This window comes from Zwartia sp. (assembly GCF_049655405.1).
Lineage (GTDB): Bacteria > Pseudomonadota > Gammaproteobacteria > Burkholderiales > Burkholderiaceae_B > Zwartia.
In genome coordinates this window covers 185,601-208,883 of the sequence record NZ_JBASJR010000001.1, presented here as the reverse complement: position 1 = coordinate 208,883, position 23,283 = coordinate 185,601, and the positions used below count along the sequence as shown (strand labels likewise).

Genomic DNA, 23,283 nt, shown 5'->3' with positions numbered 1-23,283 from the left:
TTGACTTACACTCATTCACTATGGCGACAAAACTCAGCAGTCTCACGCAGTGGTTACGCGAATACCGTGTTCTCTCCCGGTATAAAACACAATGGTGCCTGGCCGCGCTCTTTCTACTATTAGCTGCGGCAGCCACGCTCGCCGTACCCTTGGCCTTTCGAGATCTGGTGGATACGGGCCTGACCAGCGATGCGATTGACCTGAAATTCATCAACTTGCTGCTCTTGGCCATCGCCTTGGCATTGATGACAGCGAGTCGGTTTTATGTGATGTCATGGCTCGGTGAACGGGTCGTTGCCGACATTCGTCAGCGGGTCTTTGAAAACGTGCTGCGCCAGAGCCCTGCGTATTTTGAAACGCTGCAAACGGGTGAAGTGCTGTCACGAATGACAAGCGATACGACTTTAGTCCAGACCTTGGTGGGGTCAAGCATTTCGATTGCGCTGCGCAGCCTGGTGATGTTGCTTGGCGGTATGACGATGATGCTGGTCACCAGCGCTTGGTTGGCCGGTGTGATGATTGTTTTATTGTTATTAGTCGTACTGCCCTTATGGGCCTTAGGTCGACGCGTGCGCAAGATGTCACGTGCCAGCCAAGACAAGGTCGCAGACACTAGCGCGATGGCAGGCGAGGTGTTAAATGCGATGACGACTGTTCAGGCGTTTGTCCGCGAGCCGCATGAGCAAAAGCGTTTTAATTCTGCCGTGGAAATGGCTTTTTTCGAAGCTAAAAAGCGGATCACCATGCGGTCATTACTGACCGCCACTGCGATCATGATGGCTTTTGGCGTAATTGTGTTTGTGCTGTGGATTGGTGCGAGACAAGTGACCGCAGGCACGATCTCTCTGGGTGAGCTGACCCAGTTTGTGTTGTACGCGGTATTGATTGCGGGCTCAATCGGTGCGTTGTCCGAGACTTGGGGTGATTTGCAACGTGCAGCAGGTGCAACAGAAAGGCTGGTGGAGTTGATGCAGGCAGAACCTGCCTTGGCCAGTAGCGCCCGAGGCAATGATCGTACTGAAACGTCAACGACCGCAAATCTTTCTGCGCCTGAGGCGGTGGTCTTTAACGATGTCACCTTCGCCTATCCTTCTCGCCCAGATTTTCTGGCGATGAATCATCTCACGCTCTCAGTCCCTCGCGGTGCACGTGTTGCGCTGGTGGGACCTTCTGGTGCTGGTAAAAGCACGCTTTTTGCGATGTTGCTGCGCTTTTATCAACCGACGGCAGGGCAGATTGAAATTTTTGGTCGCGATATTACGCAATGGCCGGTGAGTGAACTAAGAGGCATGGTGGGTATTGTTCCCCAAGAGCCGGTTATTTTTGCATCGAGTGCCATGGAAAATATTCGCTATGGCAGACTTGATGCGACGGATGCAGAGGTCATCGCCGCGGCTAAGACTGCGCATGCGCATGGGTTTATCTCTGCTTTACCGCAGGGGTACGACAGCTTTTTAGGTGAACGCGGCGTGCGCTTGTCGGGTGGTCAAAAGCAACGCATCTCGATTGCACGCGCGATTTTGAAAAATCCGCCCCTCCTGTTGTTAGATGAGGCGACCAGTGCGCTGGATGCTGAGTCAGAACGTGAAGTTCAACTCGCCTTGGATAGTGTGCTCCCAGGGAGAACCTCGTTGACGATTGCGCATCGCTTGGCCACTGTGTTGCGCGCCGATCGCATCATCGTGATCGAAGACGGCATAGTCGTCGAGCAAGGCAAGCACGAAGCTCTGATCACTCAAGGTGGGCTGTATGCAAGGCTGGCAAAATTGCAGTTTGCTTGAAGTCAAAGGCACTCAAGCTTGACTCAATCTTTGATCGCTTCAGCAATCAGTCTAAAGTTCTTTTCCTCTCGGATGAGCGCTTGAATCAACAAGGGATCAAAGTGCTTGCCTGAGTTTGAAACGAGGGCGGCCAAAGCATCTTCGTGACGCCAGGGTTCTTTGTAGCTTCGTTTGCTGATTAACGCATCATAGACATCAGCGATTGCGATGATGCGACCCGCCAAAGGAATCGCATTGCCAGCGAGTCCGTGTGGATACCCATCCCCGTCCCACCTCTCGTGATGGCCGATGGCAATATCGATGGCGATATCTAAAAATTCTGTCAAGCTCTCGTTTTGTCGTTTGGCGTCTTCCAGAATTTCGGCACCACAGTTGGTGTGCGTTTTCATCACCAACCACTCTTCATCTGTAAGCTTTGCTTGCTTGTGCAAAATCGAATAAGGGATCTTGGTTTTACCAATATCGTGTAGTTGAGTGGCCTTAAAAATTCTGTCATTGATTTGGTGATTGAGCTCGCCAGGAAAGAGATTCATTTGCAGGGCGCGATTCGTCAAGGCTTTGACGTACTGCTGCATCCGTATGCCATGGTTGGCCGTTTCTATATCGTTTTCAGTGGCGAGTTCATAGAGCCTTTTTAACGTCTGCTCGGTGGATGCCATTGCATCATAAAAACGAACGGTTCTGCCTCCCTCGTTTTTAGCCCAGTACATCGCTTCATCCGCCCAATCAAGGATGTTTTTTTCCTTGCTTTCATCCCCATCAAACACCACAACGCCAAAGCTTGCCAGATTTTGATACTGGATGGTGGTGTGCGTGTGATGATCACGCCGCACATGCAGTTCATGGGTGGGCGTCAGTGCAGACAACAGTTTGTTTGCTATGCCTTCAGCCTCGGCGCGCGCATCTGAAAAGTTTCCGCTTAACTGATCCAATAACACGACAAACTCATCACCGCCAAAGCGAGCAACAGTATCGGTCTCACGCACAGAAAGTTTTAAGCGATTGGCGACTGCGATGAGCAATTCATCACCCACCTCATGCCCAAATTGATCATTCAGGGTTTTAAATTTATCAAGATCGAGAAAAACTGCGGCACTATGTGTATCCCAGCGCTTATTGTTGGCGATGCATTGTTGGAGACGGTCTTTGAGTAGTCGTCTGTTGGGTAAGCCGGTCAGCGGGTCGTTAAAAGCGAGTTCCTGAACCGCATTTAATGCGTAAGCAGAGGCTTTGAGGTTATCTGCGTTTTTCTCAATGACTTTATTGAGCTCGTCCAGTGCCATTTGCTTATGATGCGCATCCACATCGTTGGCTCTAATCGTTGCCTTCATGGCGACAATGGCGATATCGCTCGCTTTGATAATCTCATAGCTATTGGCTTGTAGGACCTTGAGGGCCTTGAGAGCGATATCACTTGCCTTGAGGGCTGCTTCCGCGTTTTCTGCGCGTAGCTGCATGAGCTCCAGGGGCGTCGCAATCCCGCTCAGGAACTCCTGGTCAGCCTTGATAGCGCTATTGAGTAAATGTATAGATTGGGCGATATCTTTTAGACGAATATTTGAACTCGTCTCAGTGCTTACTTGATTTGTCGGAGTGTGAGGCATGACCCAATGTACTCCCTTTGTTGTGTTGGATTATAAAAATTTAGTGAAAGAGGGTGTTTTAGGAGTACCCTGAGGCTACGGTTACCGGAGAAGTTTTATGACACAAAGCCTTGAACACGTTTATAAAAAGCTCGAGGCCATGCAAGTTGATCTAGAGGACTTGCGAAATACCTACAAGGGTGTCAGTAAGCGCTACATGGTGGCCTTGACCAGCTTAAATACTTTGACGATTCATTCTTCGGATGCGGCCAAGCGTGCCGCCAAATCAACTGAGCAATCAAGAGTCGCTGCCATGAATGCAATGATTGCTGCCCGCGAGGCATCAGGAAATCCTGCTTTATTAATGGTGGTTGAGTCGGCCGTCACGGCTTCTGTCGCAGCCGCTCTGGCTGCGGTTGAATCTGCTGCTGCGGCTGCCGCTGCCGCTGCCGCAGCCTCTGCAGCGGTCGCACACCAGGCTGAGGAGTCTTTGCTCAAAGCATCCAACGAGGCGGCTGTCGCCTCAAGAATGGCCGCAGAGGCTGCGGCGGAGGCCGTCAAACTCTCCAATCAGGCGAGAGAAATTGTTGACGGTATTCATAAAAAGTCTTGAACAACGGCGGTTTAAGTTAAACGACAACTCGCTTCCGAGCCCGAAAACGATCCATTGAGCGTCTTTTTACGTTCTACAATGCCAAAATGATAAGTTTTGACATCTTGCACGTTCAAGGACCGACGTGATTCAAGTTACCCCGGTCATTCTTTGTGGCTGTTCGGGAACGCGGCTTTGGCCACTCGCGCGCGGCGGCTTTCCAAAGCAGTTTTTATGCTTGACGGGTGATAACAGTCTGTTTCAGCAGACCGCAGAAAGACTACAGGGCTTGGATAGCACAACGATCCAAGCGATTGCCCCCTTGATCGTATGCAACGAAGAGCATCGTTTTCTTGCTCAAGAGCAACTCCGTGAAAGTGGCATCAAGGGTGCCAAGTTCCTGCTCGAACCCATCGCTCGCAACACAGCTCCCGCCCTCACGCTCGCTGCGCTTGCCGCACAAGATGGCGGCGCTGATCCCGTATTGGTGGTGACGCCGGCGGATCAGGCAGTGTCGCGTGTAGAAATATTTACTCAAGCCGTAAAAACAGCGATTACTGAGGCAGCAACCGGCAGCATTGTGATCCTGGGTATTCAACCCGACCGTCCAGAGACAGGTTATGGCTATATCAAAGCGGGTGCTTCTGCGAATACTCAGGGCACTGTGACGACTGTAGAGCGCTTTGTTGAAAAGCCCAATCTAGAAACCGCTCAGGCCTACGTGAACGAAGGCAGCTATTTCTGGAATGCCGGTATTTTTGTTTTAAAGGCTTCAGTCTGGTTGAAAGCCATGGAGACCTTCCAGCCTGAGATGCTGACCAAGATCAAGCACGCTTGGGAGTCCCGCCAGCCGGATAGCCAGTTTCTTCGTCCCGGCAAGGCCGAGTTTGAGCAGGTGCCGGGTGAGTCAATCGACTATGCCGTCATGGAACGCTGTCCAGGCAGTGCATTCGCCACCAAAATGGTGAGTCTGGATGCGGGTTGGAGTGATCTTGGTGCTTGGGATGCGGTCTGGAATATTCAAGAAAAAGACGCAGATGGTAATGCTCACAAAGGAGATGTGATTTCCAAAGACTGTCGCGACACTTTTGTGCATGCGTCCAGTCGCTTAGTGAGTTTGGTCGGTGTGCAAAATCTCGTGGTGATCGAAACAGCCGATGCGATTTTGGTGGCCGACAAGTCTCGTGGTCAGGACGTGAAACACATTGTCGAGGCGCTCAATAAGCAACGCCGTCAAGAGCAAAACTTGCACCGTAAGGTCTATCGTCCCTGGGGGTGGTATGACAGCATCGACGGTGGCGGACGCTTTAAGGTCAAACGGATTCTCGTCAATCCAAAGGCGAGTCTGAGTTTGCAGATGCATCACCATCGTGCTGAGCATTGGGTGGTTGTGTCCGGTACAGCTGAAATCACCAATGGTGACAAGGTCACAATTTTGTCTGAAAATCAGTCCACCTACATTCCTCTCGGTCAAACCCATCGCTTGTCCAATCCAGGTACGATCCCGCTTGAAATTATCGAAGTACAGTCGGGAAGCTATCTGGGTGAAGACGATATTGTGCGCTTTGAGGATCAGTACGGGCGGACGGTTTAATTCTGCGATTCTAGGCTTAATCGTTTCACTCAGGGAGCCTTTATTTAAATGAAAATCCGCCCAAAATGGGCGGATCGCTATTGTCATTCCATGAACTAGCTGTGATGCTGCGGAATGCGAGACTTTTCAGTCTATTAAGTCTCGACAATAGAGATCGCACGATGCAAATCAAAAAATCATTCCTGAAAAAAGTGCTATATCCATTTGTGTTGATCACTTTTTTTTTGACGGCATGTGACCATCCTACGCCTGTAGACACGGTGGATTCCTCTGCCAGGCCAGCCCTCATCTACGAAGTTCAGTCCCAAGGAGCAGGCGCCAAACTCCGATTTCCGGGTCGAGTCCGAGCAGTGGAGCGCGCCGAGCTTTCCTTTAGTGTCCCAGGTTATTTGGCTGATTTTGCCTTGAGAGAGGGATTTCCCGTCACGAAAGGTCAGGTTGTGGCAATGCTCGAGCAGAGAGTATTTAAAGCGCGCGTGAGCGCCGCCAAAGCAGAATTCAACCGTGCCAAGACTGATTATGAACGCTATAAAGGATTGTGGGAGACTGAAAAGGCCGTTGCACGCTCTGAGGTCGATGATCGTTTCAGTCGCTTGGAGGTTGCTAAGACAAATCTGGCGGCTGCTGAACAGGATCTGGCTGATACGGTCATTCGTGCCCCTTTCGATGGCGTCATCACACGAAGACGGGTGGAGACCTATGCAAGTGTTCAGTCAAAACAACCTGTCGCTGATTTGCAAAATTTAAAGAGTCTTGAGGTCGTGATTAATGTTCCTGAAAAAATATTCAGAACAGAACGTCCCCGTAAATACGCTCTAGCAATATTTGAGGGAAACCAAACAGCTCCAATCGATCTCACGTTGCGTTCATACACGACTGAAGCAGATCCACAGACGCAAACATATGAGGTGGTCTTGACGATTGATCACTTACCCAAAGGGATTTCCCTGTTGCCCGGTATGCCAGTGACTGTTTTGCCATTTGTTAAAGATCATGAGGAAAACAAACTCGGCGTGTGGATACTCTTGTCCGCACTCAGGTATCGCCTGATTTCAGCTTTGTCTCTCACTGGATTGCTGATCGCTGGAATTTTAGGATTCGGTTTTGTACCGCCAGGCTTCATGCCTGACTCGGCCAGACCTCAATTTGTGATAGATGTTTACCTTCCACAGGGCACAGATATCAGTCGAACATCCATCGTTCTGAAAGATATTGAAAAGCAAGTAAAAGCTCAACAGGCAGTCACTCAAATTACAAGTATTGCAGGTCAAGGTGCCCTCAGGTTTATGTTGACCTACAGTCCAGAGGATCCTAATCCTTCATATGGCCAGTTATTAGTTGATGTCGATCGTTACAAGGACATTCCCAAACTTGTAACAACACTACAAAATGAACTGACACGAAATTTTCCTGAGGCGGAGATCAAGGTCTGGAAATTCGTACTGGGACGCGGAGGCGGAAAGAAAATAGAAGCTACCTTCCGAGGGCCTGATCCAGAGGTCTTGAGAAAACTGGCAGATCAGGCCAAGTCTCTGATGAGCCAAGATCCTGAGGCCATTGCAGTGCAGGATGATTGGCGCCAGCAAGTGCCTGTTATCGTACCTCGCTACTTTGAGGACGCGGTCCAACGCGCAGGCCTCTTGCCTGCAGATATTTCCAGCGCACTTGAAAGAACCTTTAAAGGTCAAGCCATCGGAATATTCCGCGAAAATGATAAGTTGATTCCGATCATCGCCCGTGCTCCCGGTCAAGAACGTCAGGGCTTGGAGGACTTGAGAAATACTCAGGTCTACAGTCCCGCGGCTGGGCGTTACGTCCCGGTTGATCAGTTTTTACTTGGAGTCGACACGGTTTGGAAAAACTCTATTCTTCGCCGTGAAAACAGATTTCCTGTTATCAAGGCGCAATGCGATCCCCCAGCCGGGCAGCTGGCCGCTCCTCTTTTTGAAAGATTACGACCAAAAATTGAAGCGATTCCATTGCCACCGGGTTACTCACTTGAATGGCACGGGGAGTACAAAGCGTCACTTGAGGCAAATGAAGGTCTTGCCAAGTCTGCGCCATTTGGTTTCGCAGCAATGATCCTCGCCGTTATTTTGATGTTTAATTCCCTCAAACTGACAGCTGTGATCTGGTTGACGGTACCTTTGGCCATCGTGGGTGTGACTGTTGGGCTGCTTGTTTTTCAGGCACCTTTTGAATTTATGGCGATTCTCGGATTTTTAAGTTTGACGGGAATGTTGATTAAAAATGCGATTGTTTTAGTCGATCAAATCCAGCTGGAGATCAAAGCGGGGAAATTACCGCTTGTTGCGATACTTGACGCATCGGCCAGCCGCGTTAGGCCCGTTTTGCTTGGTGCGGGTACGACTGTTTTAGGCGTGGCGCCACTACTGATGGATCCGTTTTTCAAAAGTATGGCGATTACCATCATGTTTGGTTTGATATTTGCTACGGGTCTAACTCTTGTTGTCGTGCCTTTGCTTTATGCAATGATTTTTAGGATTCCAGTCTCAAAACCATTTACAACAATAGGGGAAAGTGCTTGATGAAGTGGCTCTCCTTGATTTGGATTGGCGTATTGACGTCCTGTTCGAGCCCTGATTATAAAAAGCCTGATATTGATGTGCCCAAAGCGTGGGAACAACAGGGCAGTCAAGGACCAAGTATTGCAGATCAGAAATGGATAGTTGTATTTCCCATTGATGAACTCAATACACTGATTATTGAGGCATTAAAAAACAATAGTGATTTATTGATTGCGGCACAACGCGTTGAAATCGTTCGCGCTCAATATGGAATTAGTCGTTCATCACTATTCCCGAGTCTGGATGCAAATGCTGCTTTTGTACGTCAACGTGCACCGGGCTTTAATCCTGAAGCCAATCAGGTTTCTGAGAGCGCCGGACTTGGGTTGGTCTCTGCGGCATGGGAAATTGACCTCTGGGGAAAATTACGCGATCAATCAGAAGCAGCGCGTAGAGACTATCTCGCCAATCTCGCCCTTTATCAGGGAGCTCAAGTCAGTCTGACCGCTCAAGTTGCTACCCTATATCTGGATGTACTGGATCTGGATAACCAGATTCGTATTTCTAAAAGAGCGATCGATTTTAGGAAAAAAGGGTTACGCGTCAATCAGTCGAGATTCGATGCGGGCATCGCTTCTATTCTGGATGTTCGTCAAGCCGAGTCGTTACTTGCTTCAGCCGAACAAGTATTTTATGAACAAGAGAGGCGATTGGTCCTCGCAGAGAACGCGCTTTCTATTCTTTTAGGTCGCAATCCAGGGCCAATCAAAAGAGTAGTTTCTCTCGATACCTTAAATTTACCCAAAGAAATGTATGCCGGCATTCCTTCCGAACTGATCGAGCGTCGTCCGGATATTCTTGCGGCGCAGGAGGCGCTGACCGGCGCTCAGGCAAATGTTTCCGCCGCAAAAAAGGAGTTTTTGCCGAGCATTTCACTGACCACATCTCTCGGCTTTGCCAGTCCTGCCCTTGGCGCCTTATTTCAAGGTGGTCGCTATGCATGGTCCTTGCAACCTTCGATATCGACGAGTATTTTCAATGCGGGTCGTATTCAGTTTGGAGTTGATATCGCAGAGTCAAAACAAGAAGCGTTAGTACAGGAATATAAAGCCAAGATTAGAAGCGCATTCAAAGAAGTCAACGATGCACTGAATAATATTCGTAACAATGAATTCGAGAGAGCTGCGGGTGAGCGAGTTGTTCAGGCCAATACCGCAAGAGTGAGAGCGAGTCGCGCACGTTATCTGAGCGGAATATCACCGTTTTTTGAAGTGCTGGATGCCGAAAGGCAACTCTTGGACAGTGAAATTATCTTATCGCAATTAAAACGCGCCACGTATCAATCTGGTGTCCAACTTTACACGGCGCTTGGGGGCGGTTGGAACCGGTCTGATTTTAGGGCTTCTCCATGATGACAGATCAATGCAGGGTTCTTTCAATGCCCGGTGGAGCAGACCACCAGGGGTAGCCTTTGGAGGCTTTGTCTTTAGCGTATTCAAATAGGGCTTTCATGTACTTTGTATCAAACTCTCGAGTGTGTGGAAAGTTGAATGTAGAATCAATAAAAGCAAGATTGAATTCAACGCCATCGGCTTGCGTGATAATGTACATGCGATACAAATCCCCAAGTCCTTGTGCGTAAATCAATTGCTCAATAGTACGAGAGGCGATACTCGTGGTGCGCCTTTCTATTTCCATACGTTTGAGATCAAGACGTGCGTTTCGAATGATATAAGCACGCCATTTTAATTTTGAAAATTGTGGGTCGTTATTTGTATTCCTGTGGAGTGTGGGCGGATAGAGGAATGCCTGTGTAGAGGCACCTCCGTCTACGTGCATTTCTTGATATTTCTGATGATTGATCTCAACATCAAACAGAACAGGAGGAAATGCACCCGGAATGGAAGCTGAAGCAAGCAGTATCTTCTTGAATAATTCGAGCGCTTCCGGTGTACCTTGGGAAGCGATTTTTCCCATATTCCAGGCTATGGGCATACCTGCATCAAGGTTTGTCGTTCCAACTATCAGCCAACGATGGTTGACGTTATATTCATGTGCAATTTTCCGCAAAACATCAGCTGTGATGTGCGTGGATATCAGCTTCATGAGGGGCGAGGAGTCTGCGTAACTGTCACGGAAAAGTGCTGATAATAGCCCGATAGGTTTGAAGATGTCCTTTTGTTGTACTTGGGTGTAAACCTGATTCAATACATGATCATAATCAGATCCTAAATACGCAAACGGTGCAATGAGCGCACCTGTACTCACCCCAGTGACCAGCTGAAATCGTGGTCGATCATTCCTTTCGCTCCATCCATTCAGGAGTCCCGCTGCAAACGCTCCATTATCACCACCTCCGGATATGGACAAAAGGTTCACTTCCTTGGTGTCGTTTCTGAAAGGAACTTTTCTGTGTTGCTCATCAATGTCCGCAACAATCGCATCAATGCCGCTTTGAGTGGTTAACGAGTATCGAATGTTCTCTAGTCCTTGGACGCTGGCATGATTGGAAGTGCTGAAGGGAGGTGCTGAACGTCGTTCCAAGGGAACGCAAGCAGTCAGCAGCCCCAAAGTGATGAATGCCAGTATGTATTTGATAGACGTAAAATACAGTAATTGTCGGTTCTTGGAATACGAACCAGACAATTCAGTGGGATATGATGCTGAGGTTGACGCGTTGCCCATCGTGCCAAAGATCTTTGACTTGTGCAGTGATTTTAAGGGCTTGCTCATGGGTAAAATCCATTTCTACGATCGCCCAACAGTCACTGGCGCTCTCGCTTTTGTTGGGGACAATCGATATCTTGCATTTTTAGCAAACCTGTCTGATTTCGTACATATGTATGAAAGATATTCCGCCCATTTTGGGCGAGACGCTCTCGTTTTCAGTATGTTAAAAAGTTAGTTCAATTAAAGTCAATTTAATAGATAAAAGAATTAATTGTTTTTCAGAAAACATCATTAGTCGGCTTGATCATGACAGATAAAAAATTACTGAAAAAACAAAATCTGCCGATTACTGAAATTGCCTTTGATGAGAAATATCAGAGGTCTTTCGGGTTGCTGGCATTCGTCGCGAATCGGTTCATTCTCAATCACATGAGACGTATTACTGTTGATTTGGATATGGACCTCGAAACCGTACTCATCTGGGGAACTCTGGCACATATGAACAGGTTGCCATACCTTGAAATGAATGCAAATCCGATGGACGCCTTGAATGAACTCGGGATGAAGGTCAATGACCACGTTGAACCGCTTAGATTGTCAGACCTTGTTCAGATACTGGGCTTACCAAGAGAAACGGTTAGGAGGAAACTTGAAAATTTGCAAGCATTAGGCAAAGTTCAAAGACTTGAAGATGGAAGATGGGTCCATTTGAGTCATATGGTGGGCGAGCTCGAGCGTCAATTCACGCGTGAGTCGGTTATTAATCTTTTACAGACTGCAGAGAGTTTGCGCAACATTTTGTCGCAAGTTGATTTGGTTCAGAAAAACACCAAATAACATAGATTTAAGTGCACCGTATTTCTGATTACCTAAAGGTGGTTTGTATCAGGTTTTAGTGATTGACAAGTCAGTTTGCTTGGCTGGCATCAGATTCAGGCAAGCTTTGAAAGAACGTTCTTCAGATAAGCCTGATACAAGCGCTCTGGATCTTCGGTCATTGGAAAATGTCCGAAGCCTTGCATCTCTTGAAAGACACTTCCTTTGATTTCGGCGGCGACGCGTTTGGTCTCGGTCGGACTAGCCGAATAATCATAGTCGCCAGTCAATAACCAGAGCGGCGTGACCGCAGTGTTGATACTAGCGGTATGTTCGTTTGCTCGAAACTCATCGCTGTAAAACGCAAGATCTCCGTCATACACGCTCGGCGCACCTTGTGAGTAAATCCACGTGGCAAGCTTACGTCGCCAGAGAGGACTATGAGGGCTGAGCAGCGAAGCGACCCAGGTGGCCGCCAATCGCGCTCCATGGACTTTCGGATGGTCGAGGTAGGGCGTACGTCGTCCAGGAGAATGGTAGGGTGTTTCTAGCAAAATTGCGGCACGAAACAGCTCGGGATGTTTGGCAAGCAAGGTCACACCGATCGCGGACCCCATGGAACATCCCATCAGTACAACAGGCTGACTAAATCGTTGCCGAATAAAGTCACGGACAGTCTGCCGATAATCATTTTGCGTCAGTTTCCACTGCCAATTGGCTGTCTGATCAGGGAGCGTGGAGCGACCATGCCCCGGCATATCAAACGCCAGCATGTGCCATTTTTCCAGTATCGCTGGCATACTCATCAACCCGTGCCACTGGCGGCTATCTGCGCCCGCAGTGTGTAGCATGCAAATGGAGGGATTGTTGGGATTGCCCGCGGACTCGACATAGACCCAGCCCTGCGGTGTTTTCAGATACTCGCCTTTAATCTGACTTAAATCATCGGTGTGGATCAAAGGCTCGACAACGTGATGCAGTTCATGTCTAGCCGCTTCGAGCAGCAGTTCAGCCGTCGGCAGTGACTGCATCAACTCAATGGTTTGTGCCTGAATGGAAAACTCAGGACACAGTCGATAGAGTGCACCGAGTGATTGATAACCAGGCTTGGGGTGCAGGCTGCAAGCCTCTTGCCACACGGAGAGCGGTGCATTCAAGACGACTTGGGGGGCTTGTGCCGTATTGGCAGCATGTTCAAACAATACCGCATCGTCTGCGACGATTTGAAGCCAGAGCTCCAGTCTTTCTAGTTGTGTGACAACAGAGGTCGCGCGACTGGCATCAGAAAGTGCGGCCCGGAGCTGGCTGGCATCAAACGTCATGATCGCGTCGTGACTGGATTTAAAGAGTTTGTACGCTGACGGCACCGCGATCGATTGAAACAATCGTCTCCACAAGATGCCGGGAATACTGAAGATCAGATTCTGAAAAAATCACAGACATTCCCTCAGACTTTAATTGACTAATGACATCTGCCAGGCGTTGCGCCAGCGCAGGCGCGACACCTTCAAAGGGTTCATCGAGAAGGAGTAATTTTTTACCCACCATCAGGGAGCGCCCCAGTGCCACGAGTTTTTGCTGCCCACCCGACAGCTGCAAACCACGGCGTGGTGCAAACTCTCTCAGCTCGGGAATGATGTTGTAGACATATTCGAGTCGCGCCGGACCATCAATATTTTTGTTGGCCCAGGCGGGGACCAGGATATTTTCCTCGACCGTCAGATCTGGAATTAGTCGACGGTCTTCGGGCATATAGCCTACGCCCAGTCTGTTGCGATGATTAACGGGTGTGGTCACAAAATTTTGACCATCAAACTCAATGGTGCCAGACTTTGGCTTGAGTAAGCCCATCAGACTTTTCATCAGAGTAGTTTTACCTGCACCGTTACGACCCACGAGACCGACCATCGCACTTGCGCCGACTTCGAGAGAGACATCTCTCAGAATATCGACAGCACCAATCGAGACATTGAGATTGCTAACCTTGAGCATGTCAGTGTGCCTCCTGCAGGCGCGCAGCGTGCGTTTCGCCAATAATGTATTTAATCACTTGCGGGTCCCTGAGAGCGAGTTCAGGTGATTCGTCTGCGATGATCTGACCGGCATAAAAGGCAAGCACGCGCTCGGCGTGTCGGTTGACAATGTCCATGTCGTGCTCGACAAACAACACCGTTGTATTGCCGTCTCGGACCGCCTTCATCACCATATCCATGATGTCAAACTTTTCTTCGGCTGAGACGCCGCTCGTCGGCTCATCAAGCAGCAAGATTTTTGGACGAACGGCCATCGCCATGGCGATGTCTAGCAGCTTGCGTATGCCACCAGGCAAGACGCGCGCTGTTTTGTCGCGATACTGTGTCAGTCCAAACTTTTCCAGAGACTCTTCTGCGAGTTGGCGAATGTTTTTCCCATAAGAGGGGATCTTGGCATCCATCTTGGTAAAAAGACTGCCGTGATGCGCCATCAGACTCACAATGCCATAGCTGACCTCGAGGTTTTCGAGCGCAGTCATGGAGTTATAGAGTTGGGGGATCTGAAATGAGCGACATACGCCGAGCCTTGTGATGTCACGTGGCGCGAGTTGTGTAATGTCTTGGCCGGAAAAAATGACTCTGCCAGTATCGGGTTTTAAATAGCCTGTGATCATGTTCACAAACGTCGTTTTGCCAGCACCATTTGTACCAATCAGTCCAATGACTGAGCCTTCTTGTACTTTGACGTTGATGTTGGCTGCAGCGGTGACTGCACCAAAACTTTTATTCAGACCCTCTGCATGAAGAATGACATTGCTCATGGTTTGTTCTTCCGAAATTTATCTCTCAGCGACCAGAGCCCATTGGGCAATACGAGGATCACAAGAATGAGCGTCAGGCCAATGACCATTTGCCAGGTGTTTGGTGAGTATGAAAATGCAACGGTGTGAACAATGCCAAACACCAGTGCACCCAGGAATGGAGCTACCACGCTTCCCACGCCGCCCAGGATGGTGATAAAGATGAACTCGCCCGAGGTGGTCCAAAACGACATGGCTGGATCAATGTGTCCAACCGCTACGGCTGCAATGGAGCCACCAAATCCTGCCAACGTCCCCGCGATGACGTAATAGAGGTGCACCGTGCGACGCGCCGAGGCGCCCATGTATTCGGCACGAATCTCATTGTCTCGAATGGCTGTGAGCAACAAGCCACGGGGTCCTTTCAGAATAGACTGCACAAAAGCCACTGACAGAATGATGATTAAAAATGTCATCCCCAGAACAGCGACACGAACCAAATCTTTGCCAGGTAACCAGCCAAAGATTGTGACGGCGGGAACATTAAATCCATCCGTGGAGCCTAAGGCTTCAGTTTTGACCAGCAAGCCATACAGAATCATTGAGAAGGCAAGTGACAGAAGACCAAAAAATATGCCTCGGTACTTTGCCATTAGAAAGCCAAGTAAGTACGCAATGATTCCGGATGCTGCACCACTCGCCAAAATCAAGATACTCATTTCACGAATATTGAGTGTGAGTGAAAGCAATCCTGTGGTGTAAGCACCCGCGCAGAAAAAAAGCGCCTGTCCAAAGGAAATCAGGCCGGCTCTCAGGAAAAGCATCAATCCCAACACCACCAGTCCATTTGCGCCCGTAATCGTGAGCATGAACAGCGCCCATTGCGGGATAAACGGCGACAAGGCCAGCACCAATATCAAGACCAGCAGGAAACGCTGGATGGTTTTATCGAAACTCATATTTTTCTTGCCTCAGCCAGGCTAAAAAGGCCTCGGGGCCGGAACGCCAGCACCAGTGCCATGACGCTGAAAATGACAAACAGTTCGAGCTGGGGGATGTAATGAATGCAAAAGGCCCGCACGATGCCCATGATGATGGCGGCCAGCGCGACGCCAGGCAAGCTACCCAGACCACCCGTGACCACGACGGCAAAAGACAACACGATCACTTCAACGCCCATGCCAGGTGTCACCGAAGTGGTGGGGGCGGTAAACGCACCCGCAATCCCTGCGAGCGCGCAGCCAACTCCGAAGGTCAGCACAAAGATTTTGCTGACATCGATGCCCATGGCCGCGCTTACTTCGCGGTCATGAATCACACTCACCAACAAACGACCAAAATTCGTTTTCTTCAGCACATACGTGAGGACAATGCCGACGGCAATGGCGAGTCCAAGCATCAGTAAATAATAGTTCGGGTAGCTCATGCCACCGATTTCAAAGTTGCCTAGGTAGGCGTAGGGCTCGACAATAAAATAGGGATCGACACCCCAGATCAACTTCAGGACATCTTCAAGAACCAAAAAGATGGCGTAAGTAATGAGCAGGATCACCACTTCATCTTTCTCATACTGATAGCGCAGGATCAGACGTTCGACGAGTGGTCCGACGATAAAGCCGGCTAACAATGCGGACACAAACAAAGCGACATACGAAAGTGCAGGTGGCAGATCATAGGCCACCCATGCACCCACGACGCTTGCTGCAACATAAGCACCCAGCGCATAAAAGCTGCCGTGCGCGACGTTGACAATTTTCATGACACCGTAGATGAGTGTCAGTCCAACGGCGGCGAGAAACAGCCACGCAGAATAGTTGATGCCGTCAACCAGCACCATCATAATTTGATCAATCATTTAGCTATGCGAGGCGGTTCGCAGAGGGAACCGCCTCTTCCCATTCTAGGGTTAAAAAGTCATCAACACTGACAGACTTACTTGGCTTTCATCCCGCCAGCAATCCAGTCGTTGCTTTTGACACCCTCTGGAGGCATGACTTGCTCAGCAGGGAAGCGCACAACATCCACCAGGGTCATTTTGCCATCTACTTTCTTGGCACGACCATAAGCGATTTCAGAAACAGCCTGGTGACCGTTACCAAGTTTGAACGAGTGCTTACCACCAAAGCCTTCGTATTCAATGCCGCGTGTTGCAGCAGCGACTTGATCCGAAGTTGGCTTTTTGCCACCGTTCGCAGCCATGGCTTTTTCGTAGCCCAGTTTTGCAGCCAGCAAGGAGTTAGCCATCTGGTAGGCGGTGTAGTTTGGTGCGACGTTATAACGCGCCATAAACTTTTCCTGGAACCAGCGGTTCAACGGTGTATCAGGAGCAAGTACGCCATATGGGCCGCGCGCGCCAATAATCGTGCCGTCAGGAATACGGTCGGCTAGGCGGAACATGGCCGTTTCGCCTGCGACCAGCACGACATCACTGTTTTTGTAGAGACCGCGCGGCACGGATTGCAGAATGAAGGCTTCCATGTCGCCACCCCAGAAACTGGTGTGAACCACTTCTGACTTGCTCGCCATCAAGGCTGAAATTTCAGCGCTGTACTGGCCAGCAAACAGCTTAGGCATTTGTGAAGTGGTGACTTGGATGTTGGGGTAGAGCACCTTCATGGCCGCATTGAAGTCGTTCCAGGAGTCTTGTCCCCAGGCGTAGTTTTGGTTGATACCACCAAAATTCTTGATCGATGGCTTTTGTGCTTTTAGATAGCGAGCGGCACCGACGCTGTCAGCGGTGGCGTGGTTGACTGCGCGAAAGACATAGTCTTTTTTGCCATCTTCAAAAATACGCGGTGTGCCGCAATCAAACAGAAAGGTGACGGTCTTCAGTTCTTCGGCCACAGGCGTGATCGCCAGGCAGTTACCCGAAGAAATATAACCAACGATCAAGTCAACCTTGTCGCGTTGGACAAGATTTCGAAATTCGGTCACAACTGCTGTGCTGGTACCCGCTTCGTCGATCAGCGTTGTTTTCAGGGGTGAGCCGCCGAAACCCTTTTTGTTATAGGGTGCAGGTGCGGTGCCGGCGTTAAATTCACTCAGCATCAGCTCTGCTGCATTACGGGCGGGCACACCAAAAGGTGAGGCGGCTGGTCCGGACAAAAAGGTCACGATACCGACGTTCACGCTGCTGTCAGCTTGCGCGTGCACTGCTGACATGGTCAATCCCGAAAGTAATCCTGCCGCGAGGGCTAATTTGAATTGCATAGTGTTTGTCTCCGAATTTTTCTTGGTGTGGGTAATATAAAAGATGTCTCAGCTTTGCAGGGGACGATCGATACTATCGAAAACCCTTGTACCCCTGTTACTCATCAAAAAATGCTAAGCAAACCTCCCGCCAAACCGCCTGCCATAACGACCAGCCAAGGGGGGAGTTTCCAGAACATCAAGGCGACTAGGGCGATCAATGCCAACGCAAAATCCTGCGTACTTAGGATTGCGCTAGTCCAGACCGGTTGATACAGCGCGGCAAGTAGCAGACCCACGACCGAGGCATTGATGCCGCTTAAGGCAGCTTGTGTGCGAAGATTTTGGCGCAGGCTCTCCCAAAAGGGCAGTGCACCCACGACCAATAAAAACGAAGGGACAAAGATCGCGACGAGTGCGATGAGCCCGCCTAGCCAACCGGTTGGCGGGGAGGACATGGAGGCACCTAAAAATGCAGCAAAGGTAAACAATGGTCCCGGCATCGCCTGCGTCGCGCCATACCCCGCAAGAAAGACCTCTTCGCCGACCCAGCCTGTTGGCACCACCTCGGTCTGTAGCAAGGGCAGCACGACGTGACCACCACCAAACACCAAAGATCCCGCGCGATAAAAGGCATCGACGATCGCCAATGTCTGATTTGGAAATGCTTCTGCTGCAAGCGGTAAGACGATCAATAAAATAAAGAATAGTGCGAGCCAGACCGCTCCTGAGCGTCTGGAAAGCTGAATGGGTAGCGGTTCGTGTGGTGAGAGCTGAGCAGGCTTAAACAGCATCATGCCAGCAATCCCCGCCAGGATAATGATGCCCACTTGTGACCAGACAGAGGGAATCAATAATGCACCACAGGTCGCCAGCATCATGAGAGTGATTCGTTTCGCTTCTGTGCATAAACCACGCGCCATACCCCAGACGGCTTGAGCAACAACGGCGACAGCAACAATTTTTAAGCCTTGCAGTGCGCCCTGTGACAAGCTATTGCCAAAGTTTGAGAGACCGATGGCAAAAAGAATCAGCGCGATGGCGGAAGGCAGGGTAAAGCCTGCCCAAGCCGCAAGTGCCCCTGTATAGCTTGCACGAGAAAATCCGAGTGCGATCCCGACTTGACTGCTCGCGGGACCCGGCAGAAATTGACAAAGCGCGACAAGGTCTGCGTAGCTGCGATCGCTGAGCCATTGCCGGCGAACCACGAACTCCTCGCGAAAATACCCCAAATGGGCCACGGGCCCACCAAAGGAGGTCAGTCCCAAGCGTAGGAAAATCAGAAAGACTCTCCATGGGTGGTGATCGGTGCTGTTGGTATGGGTGGATGTCATGGGGCTGAGTGCTTAAAGTGTGTGGGTGATTATGCCTCAGCCAAGGTGTTTTAGGCAGTGCTGAATGTGGACGTGTTAAGGTTTGAGCCGTTCATTGTGAGTTGTCCGGAGCACGTGCATGACCCAGCAAACCCCGAGTTTTTATCAAACGTTTGACCTTGATCCTCGTGTGGTGGCGGCTGAGTTAGAGAGAGGGTTGACCGCAGCGGATGCACATTGCTCTCCAAAATATTTTTACAATGCTCTAGGATCGACCTTGTTCGAGGCGATTACGCATTTGCCTGAGTACTATCCGACGCGCACTGAGGCCAGTATCTTTGCTCAGTATGAAGCAGAGATTCACCAACATATTCCGCAACAAGCCGTTTGGCTTGATTTAGGCGCCGGAAGTTGTCAAAAGGCGGCAAGTCTGTTTTCAGGAACTCCGCCTGGCGTTTATGTGGCTGTCGATATTTCACTCGATTATTTGACCGACACACTGATCAATCTCCAGCGTAGTCACCCAAGCGTCAAAATGGTGGGTGTGGGGATGGATTTTTCTTCCTCACTCAATTTTCCTGCAGCGCTCGCCTCTCAGCTTACGCAGCACCCCATTTTTGCTTTTTATCCTGGATCCAGTTTAGGTAATTTCACCCCTGCAGAGGCACTTGGCTTTTTGAGTCGTATTGCAAGTCTCTGTCAGCAGGGACAGACTGGTTCAGGTTTGTTGATTGGGATTGATCTCGTGAAGTCGAGCGAGGTGCTGGAGCGCGCCTATGACGATGATCTTGGGGTGACCGCTGCCTTTAATCTCAATGTGTTGAGACATATCAACACTTTGTTAGGGACGGATTTTGATGTCCGCGACTGGCAGCACAAGGCGCTTTTTAATGTGGCCGAATCTCGTATCGAGATGCACTTGTTGGCGCGTCATGACGTCACGGTGCGTTGGGGTGAGCGGTCGCGCGCATTTCAGGCGGGCGAGGCGATCCACACGGAAAACTCCTACAAATGGACGATCCCAAACTTCACAGCACTTTTGAAACAGGCTGGGTTTTCGCAGACGCAGTGCTGGACGGATTCGAAAGCACAATACGCCTTATGTTGGGCGAGTTAGGGGACCTTAGTTAAGGCACCTTAGTTAAGGCATCTCAAGTGTCAGCCTTTAGTTTTGCTGTCTTGATCAATACAAACCCTAAAGCCCGCATAGATATCGCGCCGCTCTGGGGTGAAAAAGTTGCGGTAATGCACGTCGCGTAGATACGGATGTGTCACCCATGCGGCCCCTCTTAATACTTTGCGCGTGCCAAACCATGGCGCGGAGTATTCGACATAAGGATGTGGCGTAAAGCCTTCGAACGGCTCAAAATTGTCCGCGGTCCATTCCCACACTTCGCCCCAAGCGAAATCATCCTGCGTGCGTGCGGCCATATCCCATTCGGCTTCAGTCGGGAGTCTGCAGTGTGCCCACTGGCAATAGGCCTGGGCATCCTCCCAGGAAAGGTGCGTGGCACAAGCCTCGGGATTGATCGGCTGCCAGGTCCCAAAAGTTTTAATCTCAAAGGGGAGTGTGGTGGGGGGCGATGAGGGTGGCTGAGCGATCGCTATTTCACGTACGTACAGAGGCAAGCGATGACCGGTCGCCCTGATAAAGTTGAAATACTCTGCCCAAGTGACGGGTCGAAGCGCAATCGAAAATGCCTCGAGTGCGGTTTGGCGATGCCCCACTTCGTTATCAAAACAAAAGGATTGTCCTGACAGTGTTTGCCAGTCCGTGCCCATTGACCATTGCGCCGCCTTGAGGTGTCGCAGGGTCGTGAGGGTCTGCTGACTGGCAGATCGCTGCGCTTGAGGGGCTTGAGTCCAGGTCGCCTCAAAAGGGATGTCTAGCGCTTGCGCCATATAGGCGCTTGCTTCGAGGTGCATGGCCTCGTGTTGCAGCGCAAGCCAGTAAAAATACAAGGCAGGCGAACCATTTATTTCTTTTTCAAGGTGCTCTAACGTGCTGTCCAGAGTCTTTTGTAAATAAGCCAGGCAGTCAGTCGTTTGCAGCAGAGGCAAGCTCCAGCGACTGTCATGTGCCACTTTTGCGCTGTCATACCAAGTATCGGCTGATGCAAGCATCGAGGGCAGGCGAGGATGGCTGAGATCTTGCGACACGCCCAGCTCTCGCTGCGGGTTGCGCGCCACCCAATATTCTTGAAACCAGGCCAGATGCCCCAGCTCCCACAGAGGCGGATTAAACTCATCGCCTAGCGGTACGTTGAGAGCCCCGGCGCGCTGATAGTGAGCAAAGGCCTCTAGCGTCTGAGACCTGAGGGTCTTAAGCCCTTGAGTCAATATGTTTACTTCTGCCTGTCTCATGATTCTTGGTAACCTTTTGTTATGCCTATTTTACCCACGCCCACTCGCTTAAATGTCGTCATCGTCAGCCCTGCGCTGGCCGCGGCAAACAACGGCAATTGGCAAACAGCACAGCGTTATGCAAGCATGCTCCGTTCATGTTGTCGGGTCAGAATTGTTCAGCGATGGGACGGCAGCGATCAAGATCATGTGATGATTGCCCTGCATGCGCGTCGCAGTTATGCCTCGATTGCCGACTGGCATGTCCGCCACGGTGCAAGAGGCTTGGTGGTGGTGCTCACGGGGACCGATTTGTACCGCGATATCCAAAGTGATCCTGAGGCCCAGCAGTCTCTGCGTTGGGCCCATACGCTGGTTGTTCTGCAAACCGAGGGTGTGCAAGCAGTGCCTGAGGCTTTTCAGCCCAAAACGGTGGTGGCATTTCAATCAACCACTACCCGACAGACGCTACCCAAAACGACGCGCCACCTCCGCGCGCTCATGGTAGGACACTTGCGCGCTGAAAAATCACCACAGACCTTTTTTAAGGCCGCAAAACTGTTGGCCGAACAGACGGATATTCACCTGCAACACGTCGGTGGCGAGCATGATCCTGAGCTCGCGCGTGAGGCGCACGAGACCGCCGCTGCCTGTCCCCGCTATGCTTTTTTAGGTGCGCGGCCGCATGAGGCCACGCGTCGATTGATTCAGCGTGCCCATGTACTGGTTCATCCGAGTGTGATGGAAGGGGGCGCGCATGTGGTCATGGAGTCAATTTGTAGCGGAGTGCCGGTGATCGCTTCTCGTATTTCAGGTAACGAAGGTATGTTGGGCCAGGAATACGCAGGATTTTTCCCGACTGGGGATGCCAATGCCTTGGCAGCCTTATTGTTACGGGTGCGACATGAGCCCTCTTTTTATGCGTTGCTGGCGAGTCAGTGTGCCTTGCGTGCCCCTTTATTTGCCCCTGCCCTGGAACAAGAGCGTTTGATTACAATCGTTCAACAGTCTATTTCGTCTTAACCCCCAAGGATTCTCATGAAAACAATCGAGCCACGCCTAACGTCCCTGTCCCATGGTGGCGGTTGTGGATGCAAAATCGCTCCGGCCGTCTTGCACGAGATTTTGAAGGGTACGCTTCAGATGCCGATCCCTAAAGAGCTGATGGTTGGCATCGCGACCGCCGATGATGCGGCGGTCTATCGTTTAAATGACGAGCAGGCCCTGATCGCCACGACGGATTTCTTTATGCCGATCGTGGACGATCCACACGAGTTTGGTCGTATTGCGGCAACCAACGCCATCAGTGATGTCTATGCCATGGGCGGACGTCCGATTTTGGCCTTGGCACTCGTGGGAATGCCAATCAATGTCTTGTCGACAGAAACAATTGGCAAAGTCCTCGAGGGCGGTGCCTCGGTATGCCGTGCAGCGGGTATTCCGATTGCAGGGGGGCACACGATTGATTCAGTCGAGGCCATTTACGGCTTGGTCGTGCTGGGGCTCGTCCATCCTGATCGCGTGAAACGCAACGATGGTGCCCGCAAGGGTGATGTGATGATTTTAGGCAAGCCTGTCGGTGTAGGGATCTTGTCCGCAGCACTCAAAAAAGAAGCGCTTGATGCGGCGGGTTATGCCTCCATGCTGCACAACACCACCAAGCTCAATACACCTGGACCTGAGCTCGCTGAGCTTGAGGGTGTGCATGCGTTGACGGATGTCACGGGCTTTGGCTTGGCCGGTCATGCACTGGAAATCGCACGCGGTGCGGATTTGACTGCGCAGATCAAATGGGCAGATGTGCCTTTGTTGCCAGGAGTTGTTGATTTGGTCAAGGCGGGTATGGTCACGGGCGCCTCAGGTCGCAACTGGGACGGTTATGGTCAGGACGTTAGTTTGGCAGCAGGCTTGCCCGCCGAATGTCAGACACTGATGACGGACCCACAGACCAGTGGTGGCTTGCTGGTGTGTTGTGCACCAGAAGCCGTTCAGGATGTGCTCGCCATTTTTAAGAAGCACGATTTTGGACACGCGAGCGTGATTGGTCAGGTCGTGGACAAGCAAGCCGCACGACTCGTGGTGCTCTAAGCACAATGTGGCG

Annotated in this window: 19 protein-coding genes; 9 read left to right on the top strand and 10 right to left on the bottom strand. The window is 50.6% G+C overall.

Going from position 1 to position 23,283, the window contains the following annotated elements:
• The first annotated feature begins 20 nt into the window (after positions 1 to 20).
• Positions 21 to 1,781, top strand: a complete 1,761-nt coding sequence (locus WBJ47_RS00945; RefSeq protein ID WP_422243896.1) for an ABC transporter transmembrane domain-containing protein — start codon at positions 21 to 23, stop codon at positions 1,779 to 1,781.
• Between the two features lie 23 nt (positions 1,782 to 1,804).
• Here the strand turns inward: WBJ47_RS00945 and WBJ47_RS00940 are convergent, their stop codons facing one another.
• Positions 1,805 to 3,385 (bottom strand): diguanylate cyclase domain-containing protein, encoded by a 1,581-nt coding sequence (locus tag WBJ47_RS00940; RefSeq protein ID WP_422243897.1) that lies wholly within the window; start codon positions 3,383 to 3,385, stop codon positions 1,805 to 1,807.
• A gap of 97 nt (positions 3,386 to 3,482) precedes the next feature.
• Here WBJ47_RS00940 and WBJ47_RS00935 point away from each other — a divergent pair, with 97 nt between their 5' ends.
• The 4 genes from WBJ47_RS00935 to WBJ47_RS00920 all read left to right on the top strand — a co-directional run bounded on the left by WBJ47_RS00935 (position 3,483) and on the right by WBJ47_RS00920 (position 9,490).
• Positions 3,483 to 3,977 (top strand): hypothetical protein, encoded by a 495-nt coding sequence (locus WBJ47_RS00935; protein WP_422243898.1) that lies wholly within the window; start codon positions 3,483 to 3,485, stop codon positions 3,975 to 3,977.
• Positions 3,978 to 4,101: 124 nt separating this feature from the next.
• Positions 4,102 to 5,550 (top strand): mannose-1-phosphate guanylyltransferase/mannose-6-phosphate isomerase, encoded by a 1,449-nt coding sequence (locus WBJ47_RS00930; protein WP_422243899.1) that lies wholly within the window; start codon positions 4,102 to 4,104, stop codon positions 5,548 to 5,550.
• Positions 5,551 to 5,711: 161 nt separating this feature from the next.
• Positions 5,712 to 8,099 carry an efflux RND transporter permease subunit gene (locus tag WBJ47_RS00925; protein WP_422243900.1) on the top strand — a complete coding sequence of 796 codons (2,388 nt, stop codon included), beginning with the start codon at positions 5,712 to 5,714 and terminating at the stop codon, positions 8,097 to 8,099.
• Entirely contained in the window at positions 8,099 to 9,490 is a 1,392-nt protein-coding gene (locus WBJ47_RS00920) for an efflux transporter outer membrane subunit (protein ID WP_422243901.1), read from the top strand. The genes WBJ47_RS00925 and WBJ47_RS00920 overlap by 1 nt, the downstream gene beginning before the upstream one ends.
• 7 nt (positions 9,491 to 9,497) lie before the next feature.
• On the opposite strand, the gene WBJ47_RS00915 is transcribed toward WBJ47_RS00920, so the two are convergent.
• On the bottom strand, positions 9,498 to 10,811 hold the full coding sequence (locus tag WBJ47_RS00915; RefSeq protein ID WP_422243902.1) for a patatin-like phospholipase family protein: 1,314 nt from the start codon (positions 10,809 to 10,811) through the stop codon (positions 9,498 to 9,500).
• Positions 10,812 to 11,054: 243 nt separating this feature from the next.
• Here WBJ47_RS00915 and WBJ47_RS00910 point away from each other — a divergent pair, with 243 nt between their 5' ends.
• A complete protein-coding gene (locus WBJ47_RS00910) occupies positions 11,055 to 11,585 on the top strand; it encodes a helix-turn-helix domain-containing protein (protein WP_422243903.1) in 531 nt (176 codons plus the stop codon).
• A 95-nt stretch (positions 11,586 to 11,680) separates the two neighbouring features.
• Here the strand turns inward: WBJ47_RS00910 and WBJ47_RS00905 are convergent, their stop codons facing one another.
• From WBJ47_RS00905 to chrA, 7 genes are all read right to left on the bottom strand, one after another.
• Positions 11,681 to 12,949, bottom strand: a complete 1,269-nt coding sequence (locus WBJ47_RS00905; protein WP_422243904.1) for an alpha/beta fold hydrolase — start codon at positions 12,947 to 12,949, stop codon at positions 11,681 to 11,683.
• Positions 12,906 to 13,556, bottom strand: a complete 651-nt coding sequence (locus WBJ47_RS00900; RefSeq protein ID WP_422243905.1) for an ABC transporter ATP-binding protein — start codon at positions 13,554 to 13,556, stop codon at positions 12,906 to 12,908. Before WBJ47_RS00900 ends, WBJ47_RS00905 begins: the two co-directional genes overlap by 44 nt.
• A 1-nt stretch (position 13,557) precedes the next feature.
• The gene (locus tag WBJ47_RS00895; protein ID WP_422243906.1) at positions 13,558 to 14,358 is read right to left on the bottom strand and encodes an ABC transporter ATP-binding protein; all 801 of its coding nucleotides are present in this window, start codon (positions 14,356 to 14,358) and stop codon (positions 13,558 to 13,560) included.
• Entirely contained in the window at positions 14,355 to 15,296 is a 942-nt protein-coding gene (locus tag WBJ47_RS00890; RefSeq protein WP_422243907.1) for a branched-chain amino acid ABC transporter permease, read from the bottom strand. The genes WBJ47_RS00895 and WBJ47_RS00890 overlap by 4 nt, the downstream gene beginning before the upstream one ends.
• Complete coding sequence (locus tag WBJ47_RS00885; protein WP_422243908.1) at positions 15,293 to 16,192, bottom strand: branched-chain amino acid ABC transporter permease; 900 nt, start codon at positions 16,190 to 16,192, stop codon at positions 15,293 to 15,295. The genes WBJ47_RS00890 and WBJ47_RS00885 overlap by 4 nt, the downstream gene beginning before the upstream one ends.
• A 77-nt stretch (positions 16,193 to 16,269) precedes the next feature.
• Positions 16,270 to 17,547 (bottom strand): ABC transporter substrate-binding protein, encoded by a 1,278-nt coding sequence (locus tag WBJ47_RS00880; RefSeq protein WP_422243909.1) that lies wholly within the window; start codon positions 17,545 to 17,547, stop codon positions 16,270 to 16,272.
• Between the two features lie 104 nt (positions 17,548 to 17,651).
• Positions 17,652 to 18,860, bottom strand: coding sequence for a chromate efflux transporter (chrA, locus tag WBJ47_RS00875; RefSeq protein ID WP_424585273.1), 1,209 nt, complete (start codon positions 18,858 to 18,860; stop codon positions 17,652 to 17,654).
• A 118-nt stretch (positions 18,861 to 18,978) separates the two neighbouring features.
• Between chrA and egtD the strand changes: the two genes are divergently transcribed.
• Entirely contained in the window at positions 18,979 to 19,956 is a 978-nt protein-coding gene (gene egtD / locus WBJ47_RS00870; protein WP_422243636.1) for an L-histidine N(alpha)-methyltransferase, read from the top strand.
• Between the two features lie 41 nt (positions 19,957 to 19,997).
• Here egtD and WBJ47_RS00865 read toward each other — a convergent pair whose 3' ends face one another.
• Positions 19,998 to 21,203 carry an SUMF1/EgtB/PvdO family nonheme iron enzyme gene (locus tag WBJ47_RS00865; protein WP_422243635.1) on the bottom strand — a complete coding sequence of 402 codons (1,206 nt, stop codon included), beginning with the start codon at positions 21,201 to 21,203 and terminating at the stop codon, positions 19,998 to 20,000.
• A 21-nt stretch (positions 21,204 to 21,224) separates the two neighbouring features.
• On the opposite strand from WBJ47_RS00865, the gene senB reads away from it, so the two are divergent.
• Entirely contained in the window at positions 21,225 to 22,205 is a 981-nt protein-coding gene (gene senB, locus WBJ47_RS00860) for a selenoneine biosynthesis selenosugar synthase SenB (RefSeq protein ID WP_422243634.1), read from the top strand.
• A 15-nt stretch (positions 22,206 to 22,220) separates the two neighbouring features.
• Positions 22,221 to 23,270 (top strand): selenide, water dikinase SelD, encoded by a 1,050-nt coding sequence (selD, locus tag WBJ47_RS00855; RefSeq protein ID WP_422243633.1) that lies wholly within the window; start codon positions 22,221 to 22,223, stop codon positions 23,268 to 23,270.
• Positions 23,271 to 23,283 lie beyond the last annotated feature (13 nt).

Excerpts from the sequence above, each read along its gene's own strand:
- WBJ47_RS00940 (WP_422243897.1), bottom strand. The coding sequence starts at position 3,385 with ATGCCTCACACTCCGACAAATCAAGTAAGCACTGAGACGAGTTCAAAT.
- WBJ47_RS00865 (WP_422243635.1), bottom strand. The coding sequence starts at position 21,203 with ATGAGACAGGCAGAAGTAAACATATTGACTCAAGGGCTTAAGACCCTC.
- WBJ47_RS00910 (WP_422243903.1), top strand. The coding sequence starts at position 11,055 with ATGACAGATAAAAAATTACTGAAAAAACAAAATCTGCCGATTACTGAA.
- WBJ47_RS00895 (WP_422243906.1), bottom strand. The coding sequence starts at position 14,358 with ATGAGCAATGTCATTCTTCATGCAGAGGGTCTGAATAAAAGTTTTGGT.
- WBJ47_RS00890 (WP_422243907.1), bottom strand. The coding sequence starts at position 15,296 with ATGAGTTTCGATAAAACCATCCAGCGTTTCCTGCTGGTCTTGATATTG.
- WBJ47_RS00920 (WP_422243901.1), top strand. The coding sequence starts at position 8,099 with ATGAAGTGGCTCTCCTTGATTTGGATTGGCGTATTGACGTCCTGTTCG.
- WBJ47_RS00945 (WP_422243896.1), top strand. The coding sequence starts at position 21 with ATGGCGACAAAACTCAGCAGTCTCACGCAGTGGTTACGCGAATACCGT.
- selD (WP_422243633.1), top strand. The coding sequence starts at position 22,221 with ATGAAAACAATCGAGCCACGCCTAACGTCCCTGTCCCATGGTGGCGGT.
- WBJ47_RS00925 (WP_422243900.1), top strand. The coding sequence starts at position 5,712 with ATGCAAATCAAAAAATCATTCCTGAAAAAAGTGCTATATCCATTTGTG.
- chrA (WP_424585273.1), bottom strand. The coding sequence starts at position 18,860 with ATGACATCCACCCATACCAACAGCACCGATCACCACCCATGGAGAGTC.
- WBJ47_RS00885 (WP_422243908.1), bottom strand. The coding sequence starts at position 16,192 with ATGATTGATCAAATTATGATGGTGCTGGTTGACGGCATCAACTATTCT.
- egtD (WP_422243636.1), top strand. The coding sequence starts at position 18,979 with ATGACCCAGCAAACCCCGAGTTTTTATCAAACGTTTGACCTTGATCCT.
- WBJ47_RS00935 (WP_422243898.1), top strand. The coding sequence starts at position 3,483 with ATGACACAAAGCCTTGAACACGTTTATAAAAAGCTCGAGGCCATGCAA.
- WBJ47_RS00900 (WP_422243905.1), bottom strand. The coding sequence starts at position 13,556 with ATGCTCAAGGTTAGCAATCTCAATGTCTCGATTGGTGCTGTCGATATT.
- senB (WP_422243634.1), top strand. The coding sequence starts at position 21,225 with ATGCCTATTTTACCCACGCCCACTCGCTTAAATGTCGTCATCGTCAGC.
- WBJ47_RS00915 (WP_422243902.1), bottom strand. The coding sequence starts at position 10,811 with ATGAGCAAGCCCTTAAAATCACTGCACAAGTCAAAGATCTTTGGCACG.
- WBJ47_RS00880 (WP_422243909.1), bottom strand. The coding sequence starts at position 17,547 with ATGCAATTCAAATTAGCCCTCGCGGCAGGATTACTTTCGGGATTGACC.